At 76.4% G+C, this 14,016-nt stretch carries 9 protein-coding genes; 7 read left to right on the top strand and 2 right to left on the bottom strand.

The genetic code is table 11. From position 1 onward, the window contains the following. The first annotated feature begins 160 nt into the window (after window positions 1-160). The 4 genes from CP974_RS00550 (at window position 161) to CP974_RS00540 (ending at window position 5,040) form a co-directional block, all read left to right on the top strand. Window positions 161-688 (top strand): hypothetical protein, encoded by a 528-nt coding sequence (locus CP974_RS00550; protein ID WP_085921391.1) that lies wholly within the window; start codon window positions 161-163, stop codon window positions 686-688. A gap of 193 nt (window positions 689-881) precedes the next feature. Then, window positions 882-1,052 carry a hypothetical protein gene (locus tag CP974_RS29370; protein WP_162887738.1) on the top strand — a complete coding sequence of 57 codons (171 nt, stop codon included), beginning with the start codon at window positions 882-884 and terminating at the stop codon, window positions 1,050-1,052. Between the two features lie 160 nt (window positions 1,053-1,212). Continuing rightward, window positions 1,213-2,328: a polyphosphate kinase 2 gene (gene ppk2 / locus CP974_RS00545; protein WP_085921390.1), complete on the top strand. Its 1,116-nt coding sequence runs from the start codon at window positions 1,213-1,215 to the stop codon at window positions 2,326-2,328. 237 nt (window positions 2,329-2,565) lie between these two features. Beyond that, on the top strand, window positions 2,566-5,040 hold the full coding sequence (locus CP974_RS00540) for a phosphoketolase family protein (protein WP_223844426.1): 2,475 nt from the start codon (window positions 2,566-2,568) through the stop codon (window positions 5,038-5,040). A 43-nt stretch (window positions 5,041-5,083) separates the two neighbouring features. On the opposite strand, the gene CP974_RS00535 is transcribed toward CP974_RS00540, so the two are convergent. Then, window positions 5,084-6,313 (bottom strand): glycosyltransferase, encoded by a 1,230-nt coding sequence (locus CP974_RS00535; protein ID WP_085921406.1) that lies wholly within the window; start codon window positions 6,311-6,313, stop codon window positions 5,084-5,086. Window positions 6,314-6,523: 210 nt separating this feature from the next. Between CP974_RS00535 and CP974_RS00530 the strand changes: the two genes are divergently transcribed. From CP974_RS00530 to CP974_RS29905, 3 genes are all read left to right on the top strand, one after another. Further along, a complete protein-coding gene (locus CP974_RS00530) occupies window positions 6,524-7,765 on the top strand; it encodes a carboxylate-amine ligase (protein ID WP_085921389.1) in 1,242 nt (413 codons plus the stop codon). Between the two features lie 446 nt (window positions 7,766-8,211). After that, a complete protein-coding gene (locus tag CP974_RS00525) occupies window positions 8,212-10,005 on the top strand; it encodes an N-acetylglutaminylglutamine amidotransferase (RefSeq protein WP_085921388.1) in 1,794 nt (597 codons plus the stop codon). Next, entirely contained in the window at window positions 9,978-12,734 is a 2,757-nt protein-coding gene (locus CP974_RS29905; protein WP_224354466.1) for a prolyl oligopeptidase family serine peptidase, read from the top strand. Before CP974_RS00525 ends, CP974_RS29905 begins: the two co-directional genes overlap by 28 nt. Window positions 12,735-12,800: 66 nt before the next feature. Here CP974_RS29905 and CP974_RS00510 read toward each other — a convergent pair whose 3' ends face one another. Next, window positions 12,801-13,550: a S1 family peptidase gene (locus CP974_RS00510; RefSeq protein WP_085921524.1), complete on the bottom strand. Its 750-nt coding sequence runs from the start codon at window positions 13,548-13,550 to the stop codon at window positions 12,801-12,803. Window positions 13,551-14,016: the final 466 nt, after the last annotated feature.

The raw sequence follows: 14,016 nt of genomic DNA, 5'->3' as shown, positions 1-14,016 counted from the left end.
CTGTGCCGGACAGCCGCGGGCCGAACCGGACGGCCGGGCCTGCCGGGCGGTGGACCGGACCCGGGGCCCGTGACACGCGAACGGGGCCGCTGCGCATAGGGTTTCCCCCGAGCCCGTGCGGACCGCGCCGGTCCCCTCGAAGCCCGGAAGGCCACCCCACGTGTACCGAGAACGACTCCCGAGGACCTGGACCGCGATCTGCGTCGGCCTCTACCTCGCCCACGTCGTGCGACTGGGGTTCGACGCCCTCCCGGAGGACGCCGGAGTGTGGCTCGCCGTCTCCGCGGCCTCCCTGCTGGTGCTCCTGCCCTGCATCGCCGTGCCGGTCTCCAAGGCCGTCTACCACCGCATCGTCGTCGACCCGGACCGGGGCGTACTGCGCGTCGGCCGGGAACGGCTCTCCCTCGCCGACATCGACCCGGCCTCCGTCCACGCCGCCCTGGCGCAGCCCGACCCCGCCGCGGCGGCCCGCCTGGTGGCGTCGGCCCGCACGGTCGACGCGCCCGTGCCCGGCCTGCGCGCCTCCGACACGGGGGCGCCGCGCCTCGTCGGCGGCGGCTGGGGCGCCCCCATGGGCATGGACGTCGTCGTCCTCGCCACCCGCGGCGGCGAAGCGCTCTCCATCGCCACCCACGACCGGAAGGCCTTCCTCACCGCCCTCGCCGGCGCCCTGCCCGCCCCTGCGTAGTCCCGGCGCCCGCACACGCGTGACGCCCGGTCACGTGCGCGGAGCCGCCGTGCCCGCAGTGCGGCCCCGATGTGGGGTACCTCTCGTTCCGCGACCCGCTGTCAGCGCTTCCCTCTAAGCTGCGGTGTGACACGCCATGTGCGAAGGCCGCCCGTGGCAGCAGTAGAGGCGCTACAGAAAGCAGAGTCAGCCTGTGTTCCAGGAGACCCCGATCTACAGCCGACTAGTCGCGGAGAGAGGTGACGTCCCCCAGTTGGTGCGTGGTGAGGCCGAGCGGATACAGCGTGACCTCGGCCGGCTGATCGCCCTGCCCCCGCAGCCGCCCGCCGGAGGCCAGCCCTACCACCCCCGGACCACCCACTAGCCGGCCGCCCGGCCGCCCCGCCGCCGGACGGGCCGGGAGGCCCGCCCCGTACGCGCACGGCCGCCACCGCTCGCGGGGCCGAGGACCGCGGCCCGCCGCCCGCGCCGCCACCGGCGTGATCCGTAGGCGATATCGCGGAGATCCGGGGAAGGTGGGGGGTGTGGACCACAGCGAGGAAGAGCGGGAGACGCCGGAGGGGCTGCTCGACGGGCTGACCGTCGACAGCAGCAGGCCCGAGCAGCCCATCCTGCTGGACGCGGCCGGAGAACCCATCGAGACCTGGCGGGAGAACTACCCGTACGCGCGGAAGATCCGGCGCGCCGCCTACGAGCGGCGCAAGCGGGTCCTCCAGATCGAGATGCTGAAGCTCCAGCGCTGGGTGAGGGAGACCGGCCAGCGCCTGGTCGTCATCTGCGAGGGACGGGACGCGGCGGGCAAGGGCGGCACGATCCAGCGGTTCACGGAGCGCCTCAATCCCCGTGGCGCCCGCGTGGTCGCCCTGGACAAGCCCACCGAGAAGGAGGCCGGCCAGTGGTACTTCCAGCGGTACGTGGCCCATCTGCCCTCCGCCGGTGAGATCGTCTTCTTCGACCGGTCCTGGTACAACCGCGCCGGGGTCGAGCGCGTCATGGGCTTCTGCACCGATGACCAGTACCGGCTGTTCCTGCGGCAGTGCCCGGCCTTCGAGCGGATGCTCGTCGAGGATGGCATCCTCCTCGTGAAGTTCTGGTTCTCCGTCTCCCGCGCCGAGCAGCGGACGCGCTTCGCCATCCGGCAGGTGGACCCCGTACGGCAGTGGAAGCTGTCGCCCATCGACCTGGAGTCGCTCGACCGGTGGGACGACTACACCGCCGCCAAGGTCGAGATGTTCCGGGCCACCGACACCCACCACGCCCCGTGGACGGTCGTCAAGAGCAACGACAAGCGGCGCGGCCGCCTGGAGGCCATGCGCAGCCTGCTGTGGCGGTTCCCCTACGACCGCAAGGACGAGCTGGTCATCGGCGAGCCCGACCCCCTGATCGTGGGCGCGGCCGACACCCTCCTGGAGTCGGGGGAGGAGCGCGCCGACCTGTCCCCGACGCCCCTCGCCCACCCCGCCGGGCGCCCCGGCGTCCACCCGGACGGACCGGAGGACGGCGCGGACGGACCCCACGACGGTCCGGACGGACCGGACGCACCCGAGGACGGTCCGGACGGATCCGAGGACGGTCGTCCGGACGGACCCGAGGACGGCCCGGCAGGGGAGCACTCCCCGGGCCAGGCCCCCGCCCCCTGACCGCACACCGACCGGGCCGGGGGCGGCCGGGACGCCCAGGCGGGGGCGCGCAGGGGGACCGTCGGGGCGTCCGGGGGGCCGAGCGGCCCTTCCCGGCGACGCGCCGCCCGTGCCACGGTGCTGGTGGGCGGCGCACCCGGCCACGGACACCGGGACGGCCCCGGCGGTCCGGGCGCCACACGCAGGACGGCCCCGGCGGGGCCCGGCCGGCGACGGCCCCCTGAGGACGGAGGAAGCATGGGGAAGGATGCTATGCCGGAGTCGACGCCGCAGCCCGGAGGGGTGCCGTCCGGAGACGCGCCGTCCGGCGGTGAGCTGCCCCGGGAGGTGCTGTCCGGCGAGGAGCTGGCCGCGCTCGACGCGCACTGGCGGGCCGCCAACTACCTGTCCGTCGGGCAGATCTACCTGATGGGCAACCCGCTGCTGCGCGAGCCGCTGAAGCCGGAGCACATCAAGCCGCGGCTGCTCGGGCACTGGGGGACCTCACCGGGGCTCAACCTCGTCCACACCCACCTCAACCGGGTGATCCGCCGCCACGGCACGGACGCCCTGTGCGTATGGGGGCCCGGCCACGGCGGACCGGCCGTGCTCGCCAACTCCTGGCTGGAGGGCAGCTACAGCGAGACCTACCCGGACGTCAGCCGGGACGAGGCGGGCATGGCCCGGCTGTTCCGGCAGTTCTCCTTCCCCGGCGGGGTGCCGAGCCACGTGGCCCCGGAGACGCCCGGCTCCATCCACGAAGGCGGCGAGCTGGGCTACTCCCTCGCGCACGCCTACGGCGCCGCCTTCGACAACCCGGACCTGCTCGTCGCCTGCGTCATCGGCGACGGCGAGGCGGAGACCGGGCCGCTCGCCGCGTCCTGGCACTCCGGCAGCTTCCTCGATCCCGTCCACGACGGGGCCGTCCTGCCCGTCCTCCACCTCAACGGCTACAAGATCGCCAATCCGACGGTGCTCGCCCGCCTCCCCGAGGCGGAACTCGACGAACTGCTGCGCGGCTACGGGTACGACCCGCTCCACGTCTCCGGCGACGACCCGACGCTGGTCCACCAGGCGATGGCGTCCGCGATGGACACGGCGGTCACCCGCATCCGGCACATCCAGCGCACGGCCCGCACCGGCGCCGCGCCCGGCGGTTCGAGCGCTCCCGGCGGGACCGGCGCGCGGCCGCGGTGGCCCGTCATCGTCCTGCGCACGCCCAAGGGGTGGACCGGCCCCGCCGAGGTGGACGGCGTCCCGGTCGAAGGCACCTGGCGCTCCCACCAGGTGCCCCTGCCCGGCGTCCGGGAGGACCCGGCGCACCGGAGGCAGCTGGAGGAGTGGCTGCGCTCGTACCGCCCCGAGGAGCTGTTCGACGAGCACGGCGCCCCGCGCGACCGGGTGCTCGCCTGCGTACCGGACGGCGAGCGCAGGCTGGGCTCGACCCGGCACGCCAACGGGGGCCTGCTCGTACGGGAACTGCCCCTCCCGCCCCTCGAACGCTTCGCCGTCGCAGTGGAGCGCCGCGGCGCCACCCGGCACGAGCCCACCCGCGTCCTCGGCGACCTGCTGCGAGCCGTCATGTCCGCCACCGCCGACCGCCGCGACTTCCGGCTCGTCGGGCCCGACGAGACCGCCTCCAACCGCCTCCAGGCGGTGTACGGGGCCAGCGGCAAGGCGTGGCAGGAGCGCGTCCTGCCCGTCGACGAGCACCTCGACCGGCACGGCCGGGTCATGGAGATCCTCTCCGAGCACACCTGCCAGGGCTGGCTGGAGGGCTACCTGCTGACCGGCAGGCACGGGCTGTTCTCCTGCTACGAGGCGTTCGTCCACATCGTCGACTCCATGGTGAACCAGCACATCAAGTGGCTGAAGACCGCCCGCGCCCTGCCGTGGCGCGCCCCCGTGGCGTCCCTCAACTACCTGCTGACGTCCCATGTGTGGCGGCAGGACCACAACGGCTTCTCGCACCAGGACCCCGGCTTCGTCGACCACGTCCTCAACAAGAGCCCCGAGGTCGTCCGCGTCTACCTGCCGCCGGACGCCAACACCCTGCTGAGCGTCGCCGACCACGTGCTGCGCAGCCGCGACTACGTCAACGTCGTGGTCGCCGGCAAGCAGCCCTGCTTCGACTGGCTCTCCCTCGACGAGGCCCGCGCCCACTGCGCGCGCGGCGCCGGCGTGTGGGAGTGGGCCGGCACCGAGGACGGCACGCGCGAGCCCGACGTGGTCCTGGCCTGCGCCGGGGACGTGCCCACGCAGGAGGTCCTGGCGGCCGCCGCGCTGCTGCGCCGCCACCTGCCCGAACTGGCGGTGCGGGTGGTCAACGTGGTCGACATGACCCGCCTCATGCCCCGCGAGGAGCACCCGCACGGCATGCCGGACCGGGAGTACGACGCGCTGTTCACCCGCGACAGGCCGGTGGTCTTCGCCTACCACGGCTACCCGTGGCTGGTGCACCGGCTGGCCTACCGGCGCGCGGGCCACCCGCACCTGCACGTGCGCGGCTACAAGGAGATGGGCACCACCACGACCCCCTTCGACATGGTCGTCCGCAACGACCTCGACCGCTACCGGCTCGTCATGGACGTCATCGACCGCGTGCCCGGCCTCGCCCCGCGCGCCGTCGCGGTACGCCAGGCCATGGCCGACGTGCGCACCCGCCACCACGCGTGGATCCGGGAGCACGGCACCGACCTGCCGGAGGTCGCCGACTGGACCTGGGAGGGCTGAGGCGCACGGGCGGCCCCCGGCCGGCCCCCGCGGTTCGGCGGCCTCAGCGGGCCGACCGCTCCAGGGCCGCGAGGACCGGGACCACCCCGTCCTCCGCGGCGAGCCCGGCGGCCAGCTCCCCGGCCCGGACGCGGTACGAATCGGCGGCCGTCGCACGGCGCAGCGCGTCCGCCAGGGCGACGGCCGTCAGCCCGCGCAGCGGCACGGCCGCGGGCGCCGCGCCCAGTGCGACCAGCCGCGACGCCCAGAACGCCGCGTCGAACTGCACGGGCACCGGCACACTCGGCACGCCCGCCCGCAGCGCCGCGCCCGTGGTGCCCGCCCCCGCGTGGTGGACGACGGCGGCCATCCTCGGGAACAGCAGCGCGTGCGGCACCTCGTCGACGACCAGCATGTCGGCGCCGTCCGCCGCGAGCCCCGCCCAGCCGCGCTGCACGACACCCCGCAGCCCCGCCGCCCGCACGGCGCGCACCAGGCGGCGGCCGACCCGCCCCGGATCCGGCACGGTCGCACTGCCCAGCCCGACGAAGACGGGCGCCGGCCCGGCCGCCAGGAACGCCTCCACCGCGTCGGGCAGGCGCCGCTCCGTCTCGTGCGGCCACCAGTACCCGGCCACGTCGAGACCGGCCCGCCAGTCGCGCGGCCGGGGCACCACCAGTTCGCTGAAACCGTGCAGCACGGGCCACCCGCCGCGCTCCCTCGCCCGGTGCGCCGCCCAGGCGCCGGACGCCCGCAGCCCGTACCTGCGCCGCAGCGCCCGCACGGGACCGGCGGACACCGCCCCGGCCGCGGCGGCCACGGCCAGCCCGCCCAGCCGGTCGGCCCGGGGGCCCGCCGACCGCGCCCCCAGGATCGGCGGGGGGAACTCCCGCGTCGGGTGCAGCGGCTGGAGGTGCAGCCCCACGCTCGGCACCGACAGGCCCTCCGCGAGGGCGTACCCGAGCGGGCCCAGCGCACCCCCGACCAGGAGCACGTCCGCGTGCCGGGCCGCCTCCACCAGCGACGCGGTCATCTCGTCGGCGGCGGCCCGTGCCATGGCCGCCAGCCGCAGGAGCCTGCCCGCCCCGGTCCTGGCGCCGCCGAGCCGTCGGCCGCGCCCCGAGCGCAGCTCGGCCCGCGGGTCGACCGGCAGCGGGTGGAAGCGCACCCCGGAGCCGGCCACCAGCGGGGCGAACACCCCGTGCGCCGCCAGCGTCACCTCGTGTCCGGCCCGCACGAGACCCGCGCCCAGACCCGTGTACGGGGCCACGTCGCCGCGCGACCCCGCCGTCATCATCACCACCCGCACCCCGCCAGTGTGGCTCCCGGCCCGGCCCCGCGACAGAGGGCCGGAGCGCGGGACCCGCGCAGGGCCGGGCCGCTCCCCGCGACGGAACACGCGTACCGGCATGCGGATGAGACGGGACAGGCGTGCGACGGGATCTTCCGGGCACTCGGAGAACCACGAGCGCGGTCGAGCCGCGCACCGGCGTGAGGAGTGACGGTGACACTGGCTGTAGGAGTGGAGGAGGAGTTCCATGTCCTCGAGGTGGAGACCGGAATGCTGGTGCCACGCGCCGGGGACGTGCTCCAAGGGCTGCCGAAGGGCCGCTTCACGACGGAGCTGCTGCAGTCCATCGTCGAGTCGAACAGCGGCGTCCACACCACCATGGACTCCCTCTGGGCGGATCTGACCCGCTCCAGGGCCCGGCTCGGCGGCAGCGCCGCGGGCAGCGGCCTCGCCGTCGTGGCCGCGGGTACGGTGCCGCTCACGGACGGTGAAGCGGGCCGCGTCACCCCGGACCGGCGCTACCGGCACATGGTGTCCGAGTACCGGCGGATCGCCGACGAGCAGCTGATCTGCGGCACCCACGTCCACGTCGACGTACCGGACCGCGACACGGCGGTCCGGATGATGTGCATGATCTCGCCCTGGGCGCCCGTGCTGCTGGCGCTCTCCGCCAGCTCGCCGTTCTGGGCGGGCGCGGACACGGGGTACGCGAGCTGGCGCACGATGCTCTGGCAGCGCTGGCCCACCGCGGGCCCTGCCGGCTGCTTCGCCGACGCCGCCGCCTACGACGCGGCGGTGAACGAGCTGATCGCCTCGGGCGTCGTCACCGACCCCGGGATGATCTACTACGACCTCCGGCCCTCCGACCACCAGCCCACCCTGGAGCTGCGCGTCTGCGACTCGTCGCCGAACGCCGAGACGGTCGTGCTCGTCGCGGCGGTCTTCCGCGCCCTGGTGATGCGGGCGACCGCGCGCCTCGCCGCGGGCGGGGCGCCGAAGTGCGACGGCCGCCACGAGTGGCTACGCGCCGCCACCTGGCGCGCGGCGCGCTCCGGCCTGGAGGGCGATCTCATCGACCCGGTCTCCCGCCGCCCGGCACCCGCCGCGCGTGTCGTCCGCACCATGCTGGCCCGGCTGCGCCCGGAACTGGAGGCGTGCGGCGACTGGCAGACCGTGCGCGAGCTGACCGAGAAGGCCCTCGCCGACGGCAGCCCTGCGCACCGGCTGCGCCGCGTCGCGGCCCGCGAGGACCTGCTGGCCTGCGTGGACGAGCTGATCGCGCTGACGCGCGGCCCCGGCGGCCGGGCCGGCCACGCGCACGCCGCCGCGCCCCGGCCGGGCGCGGGGACGGCCGCCGGGATGACCGCGGGTACGCCGGCGGGGACGGCCCCGGAGGCCGCCTTGCGGGCGGTCGGGCCCGCGCGCCGCGGCCCCGTGGAGCCCATCGGCGGCTGACCGTGCGCCTGCCGGCCCCGGCCCGGCGCCCGCGCGCCCGCGACGGCGGCCCGCCCACGAGAGCCGTGCGGGGGCCGTGCGAGGGGGCCGTGGCACCCCACCGCGCCCGCCGGAGTAACCCCGGAGGCCCGGCAGCCCGGGCACCGGACCACGAGCACGCCCCACGCGGACCCCACGCGAACCCACGCGAACCGACGCGCACCCGCGCGGGGATCCCACGTGGACGACGCCCCGGCGACGACCGGCGCCCCGTCCGCACGCCGGGACCGGGCCCGAGGCCCACGGTCCCGGATCGCAGGATCGAACGACATGACAAGGAGGAATCCCATGTGCCGCGACACCACACCCGTCGGCCATGCGGACGCCCCGGCCGCCCGGCCGCACGGCGACGAGGACGACGAGGCCCTTCGCGGGCGTCGTACGGGTCGCACGGGGGGTGAGACGCGATGTGCGGTCTGAGCGGCGAGATACGGTTCGACGGCGGGCGCCCCGACCTCGAAGCGGTACGGCGGATGAACGACCGGCTGGCACCGCGCGGCCCCGACGGCGAGGGCCTGTGGTCGCACGGCCCCGTCGCGCTGGGCCACCGCCGGCTGAAGATCATCGACCTGTCGGAGCGGGGCGCCCAGCCCATGGGCGACCGCGACGGCGCCGACGCCACCGTGACCGGCGTCTTCAACGGCTGCCTGTACAACTACCGGGAGCTGCGGGGGGAGCTGCGACGCCTCGGTCACCGCTTCGTGTCCACCTCGGACACGGAGGTGCTGATCAAGGCGTACCTCCAGTGGGGTACCGCCTGCGTCGACCGCTTCCACGGGATGTTCGCGTTCGCGCTCCGCGACCACCGCGACGGCCGGCTCGTCCTCGGCCGCGACCGGCTCGGCGTCAAGCCGCTGTACCTGTCCGCCGCGCCCGGCCGGCTGCGGTTCGCGTCCTCCCTGCCCGCCCTGCTCGCGGCCGGCGGCGTGGACACCGCCGTCGACCCGGTCGCCCTCCACCAGTACCTGACGTGGCACGCGACCGTCGCCGCGCCCCGCACCATCCTGCGCGGGGTCACCAAGCTGCCCCCGGCCACGGTCCGCGTCGTCGAGCCGGACGGCACCCACCGCGACCACCGCTACTGGCAGCCGTCGTACACCCGCCGCCCCGAGCACCGCGGCATGACCACGGACGAGTGGCGCGACGCCGTGCTGGAGGCGCTGCGCGTCGCCGTGCGGCGCCGCATGGTCGCCGACGTCCCCGTGGGCGTGCTGCTCTCCGGCGGCCTCGACTCCAGCCTCATCGTGGCGCTCCTCGCCGAGGAGGGGCAGCGCGACCTGGCCACGTTCAGCGTCGGCTTCGAGTCGGGCGGCGGCGAGGAGGGCGACGAGTTCCGCTACTCGCGGCTGATGGCCGAGCAGTACGGCACCGGCCACCACGAGCTGATGGTGCCGTCCACCGAGGTGTCGGGCGCGCTCGACGCTGCCGTCGCCGCGATGTCCGAGCCCATGGTCAGCCACGACGTGATCGCGTTCCACCTGCTCTCCCGGCAGGTCGCCGAGCACGTCAAGGTGGTGCAGAGCGGCCAGGGCGCCGACGAGGTGTTCGCCGGCTACCACTGGTACCCGAAGCTCGCGGTGCCCGAGCGGGAGCGCGCCGCCGAGGCGTACGCGCAGGCGTACTTCGACCGCACGCACGCCGACCTCGCCCGGATGGTCCAGCCCGGCATGCTGCCCGGCGCGGACGTGTCGGGCCGGTTCGTGCACGAGCACATGGCGGCGCCCGGCGCCGAGACCGCCCTGGACGCGGCGCTGCGGCTGGACACCCACGTCATGCTCGTCGACGACCCGGTCAAGCGCGTCGACAACATGACGATGGACTGGGGCCTGGAGGCCCGCGTGCCCTTCCTCGACCACGAGCTGGTGGAGCTGGCCGCCGCCTGCCCGCCGGAGCTGAAGCTCGCCCACGGCGGCAAGGGCGTCCTGAAGGAGGCCGGGCGCAAGCTGCTGCCCGCCGAGGTCGTGGACCGGCCCAAGGGGTACTTCCCGGTGCCCGCGATCAAGCACATGGCGGGTCCCGTCCTCGAGCGCGTGCGCGACGCGCTCCACGCCCCCGAGGCCAGGGGGCGCGGCATCTTCCGGGAGGAGTACGTGGCGCGGCTCCTCGCGGCACCCGACGAGCACCGTACGAGGCGAGGGGCGAACGGCCTGTGGCAGGTAGCGTTGCTGGAGCTATGGCTGCAGAAGCACGGCATCGGCTGAGCGGCGCGGGGCGCGACGACCCGCAGGCGCCGCCGGTCGCGGCGCCGTCGGCCGTCCCCCTGGCGCCCGCCGAGGGCGCCCGCGGCGAACCGGTCCGGTTCACGGCGCACGGCTGCTGGTACCCGTCGGCCGACCCCTACGGGGCGCGGATCGCGTACGTCTGCGACCGCGGCGGCGTACCGCAGCTGTGGACCGGCCCGGTGGACGGCGACGGCGCGGAGGCGCACCTCCTCGACGCGGGCCCCGACCCGGTGACGGAGGTGGCGTGGTCGCCGGACGGCCGGTGGATCGCGTACACCACCCGGCCGGGCGGCGGCGAGCACTCCCGCGTGCTGTGCGTACGGCCCGACGGCACCGGCCGCCGGATCCTGGCGGGCGCCGAGCCGGGGACCTCCGCCTACCTGGGCTGCTGGCTGCACGACGGCTCCGCCCTCGCGGTCACCGTCGCCTCCCCGGCCGGCCCGGCAGGCTCCCGGACCGGCCCCGGTGCGATCCCGGCGGCGGCCGGCCGCCCGGCGGCCCCCGGGCCGGTGCCCGCGGGCGGGTGGCAGGGCGCCGGCCGGGGCGCGGTCACCACCGGCGGCCAGGCCCCGGCGGGGGAGCGGGAGCGGTCCGGGCAGGGCGAGCCGTGGGCCGCCCCGCCGCCGGCCGGCTGGAGCGAACGGGACGGCCACGCCGTGCTGCTGGGCGGCGCGCACCGGGGCGACGTGGACCCGGCCGCACGGACCCTCGCCGCCGGGGCGCCCGAAGGACCCGCGGCCCCCGCTGCCCTCGGGGGCGCCGGTGCGGGCGGCCTCACCTCGCCCGGGCGTCAGGCCGACGGGCTCCGGGCGGACGGCCGACGGGTGGGGGGCCCCACGGCGGACGGGTACGCGGTGGACGGGTACGCGGCGCGGGGGCACCCGGTGGCCGGGCCCGTACGGGGGCCCGGGTCCGCGCCGCCCGGCGCGCCGTCCTCCGTCCGGGCGGGCGGCGGGCTCGCCGCGTACCTCATCGACCCCGACGGCGTGGCCGCGCCGGCGCTGGTGGCCGTCGAGCGGACGGCCGCCACCCTCCGCGTCTGCGACGTCAGCCGCGACGGCCGCCTCGCGGTGCTGCGGCGCGGGCCCCGCAACCGCCGGGAGGCCGTCGTCGTCCGCCTGGCCGGCCTCGGTACGGCCGCCGCCATGCCGGTCGCCGACGGCGACCCGTGGGTGGCGGCCTTCTCACCGGACGGGCGGCGGCTGTGGCTGCGCAGCGACGCCGACCGGGAGTTCGCCGCGCTGCTCGCGGCGGACCTGGCGCCCGACGGGACCATCACCCGCGTGTCGGTGGCCGCCGAGCGCCCCGGCGTCGACCTGGAGCTCCTCGCCGTCGGGCACGAGGGGCGGGGCGCCTTCCTGGCGTGGAACGACGGGGGCGTCAGCGCCCTGGAGTTCCGGCCGCTGCCTCCCGGCCCCGGCCCGGACGGCCCCGGCGGCGAGGAGCCGGGCGCGGACCGGACCGGCGGGGAGGACTCCGCGGCGGAGGGCGCCGGCGCGCGGGCGCCCGCCCCGCCCGCGCCCGCCCCGCCCGCGCCCGCCGCGCCGGGGCGGACCGCCCCTGAGCCCGCCGCGACCGCCGCTCCTGAGCCCGCCGCCTCGGTGCCCGCCGCGACCGCCGCTCCCGGGCCGACCGCCCCGCGGGCCGCCGCTCCGGACCCCGTCGCCCCGGCCGCGTACGCGGACCCGCCGGTCGTCGAGGGGCGCCGGGACGTGCCGCTGCCGCACGAGGTCGCCACCCGCGTCGCGCCCGCCGGGCCCGGCGGGGCCGCGCTCGCGCTGAGCGGCTCGCGGCGCCGCCCCGGCGTCTGGTGGCTGCCCGGCGCGGGCACCCCCCTCATGACGCCCTGGTCGTCCCGCGACGAGGACGCGGTACCGCCCGGCCGGCGCCCCACCAGGCCGGTCCTGCACCGGTTCACCGCACAGGACGGCATGCCGCTCAGCGGCTGGTACTACCGCGCGCCCGGCCGCGCCCCCGGCCGCCCGGCGCCGTGCGTCCTGCACCTGCACGGCGGACCCGAGGAACAGGAGCGCCCGGTGCTGGAGCCGCTCTACCACGAGCTGCTGGGGCGGGGCTTCGACGTGTTCGCGCCGGACGTGCGGGGCTCGTCGGGCCACGGCCGGTCGTTCGTCGACGCCGACCTGGGCACCGGCCGGTTCGCCGCCATCCAGGACGTGGCCGACTGCGCCGCCCACGCGGTGCTGGCGGGTCCGGCCGATCCGTCGCGGCTCGCGGTGATGGGCCGCTCGTACGGCGGCTACCTCGTCATGGCGTCCCTCGTGTGGCACCCGGAGCTGTTCCGCACCGGCGTCGCCGTGTGCGGCATGTCGGACTTCCAGTCGTTCTTCGCCGGGACGGAGCCCTGGATCGCGGAGTCGGCCGCGCACAAGTACGGCCATCCCGAGCGGGACCGGGAGCTGCTGAGGTCGCTGTCGCCGCTGCACCGGGTGGACGCCCTGCGGGTGCCGGTGCTGGCCGTGCACGGCGAGCACGACACGAACGTGCCGCCCGGCGAGTCCGAGCAGTTCGTGCGGGCGGCCAGGGAGCGGGGCGTCGCCGCGGAGCTGCTGACCCTCCGCGACGAGGGCCACGACTTCCAGCGGGCCGACAACCGGCGCCTGTTCCGCCGCAGTGCCGCCGACTGGCTGGAGCGGCATCTGGCCGGCGGGGGCGGCGGCCCGGCGCCCTTCGCCCGCCGCGAGGAGTGACGCCGGGCCCCGCGGCCGCGTGCCTCACCCGCCGCCCCAGGGCACGGGACGGCGGGTGAGGGCCCGTCAGACGCCCGCGACGCTCTGGATCCAGGAGCGGTAGGCGGTGACGTTCGTGTACGCGGTGGTGGTCTGCCGGTCGCTGGTCGAGGCGACGCCGACCTGGACGCCGTTCGCCATCATCGGGCCGCCCGAGTCGCCGCCGGCGGTGATGCCGTTGCCGCGGCGGGCGCATATCGCCGACCCGTAGTAGGCGTCACGGCAGCCGCCCGTCACGACGACGTCGGCGACCTTCAGGTACTGCGACTGGCAGTTGGCCTCGGAGCCGCACTGGGACGTGGCGCCCCAGCCGTACACCTGCACGGTCTGGCCGACCGACACCGAGCCGGGCTGGCCGAGCCGGGCGTACGTCGCCGAGACCGAGCGGTCCAGCCTGACGAGGGACAGGTCGGAGGAGGAGTGGTTGTAGGTGCCCGCGCCGTAGGCGACCGTTCCGCCGCTGTGCTGGTCGAGGCTGCCGATGCGGAAGGACAGCCCGCCGCCGGAGACGCAGTGCTTGGCGGTGAGGATCCACGTCGGGGCGATGATCGTGGCGCTGCAGGTCTCCCGGCCGTTGGAGAACAGCCGGGCCGCCCAGGGGGCGTTGCTCGCGTAGCCGCCGCCGATGATGGGCTGGACGGCGGCGGTCTCCGCCACCGCGGCGGGCGGTGCGGCGGGGGCGGGGGCGGCCGAAGCCTGGGCCGTCGCCGTGGGGGCGAGCCCGAGTACCGCCATGGCGGCGGCGGCCAGCGCGGGAAGCAGTCTCCTTGTACGCACGGTGGTCTCCCTTGTGTGGGGGGTGGGTGCGTCCTTCATGAGGACATCGCCGCATAGGTATGCGACGGGAGGAAGCATGCGACGCCCGGGTGTGGCTGTCGCGTGCATGCCATGTTCGGCAGGGTGAATCTGGCAGACGATCCGTTGCCTACGCAAGGGGTGCGGCGCTGGCTACCGGCCGGTCACTCTGGAGGCGTATCGCGGGACTTGACGAACCGCCAGCTCAGCGGGGCGAGGTGCGCTGAGCGGGCACTGCGGGCCGCTCGGGCGCGTGGTGGCCGCCACTGCCCGGGTGCCTGCCGGCCCGACGGTCCGGTGGGGTGACGCCGCGTCACGCGCAGTCCGCGCCGTCTGTCCGGCGATGCGCGTGGACATGCGCTTCACGGCATACGTAGCTTATGGAAAGGTCTGGACCATTATGCGGGGAGTGTCGTGCGCGCCGGACACGACGACAGGGCGGCCGTCC

Origin of the sequence: Streptomyces fradiae ATCC 10745 = DSM 40063, assembly GCF_008704425.1 — a bacterium.
In the GTDB taxonomy this organism is placed as follows: domain Bacteria; phylum Actinomycetota; class Actinomycetes; order Streptomycetales; family Streptomycetaceae; genus Streptomyces; species Streptomyces fradiae.
The sequence above is the reverse complement of the archived record's forward strand: the minus strand, read 5'-3'. Positions and strand labels throughout refer to the sequence as shown.

Excerpts from the sequence above, each read along its gene's own strand:
- CP974_RS00535 (WP_085921406.1), bottom strand. The coding sequence starts at position 6,313 with ATGACGGCGGGGTCGCGCGGCGACGTGGCCCCGTACACGGGTCTGGGC.
- CP974_RS29905 (WP_224354466.1), top strand. The coding sequence starts at position 9,978 with ATGGCTGCAGAAGCACGGCATCGGCTGAGCGGCGCGGGGCGCGACGAC.
- CP974_RS00540 (WP_223844426.1), top strand. The coding sequence starts at position 2,566 with ATGGGGAAGGATGCTATGCCGGAGTCGACGCCGCAGCCCGGAGGGGTG.
- CP974_RS00525 (WP_085921388.1), top strand. The coding sequence starts at position 8,212 with ATGTGCGGTCTGAGCGGCGAGATACGGTTCGACGGCGGGCGCCCCGAC.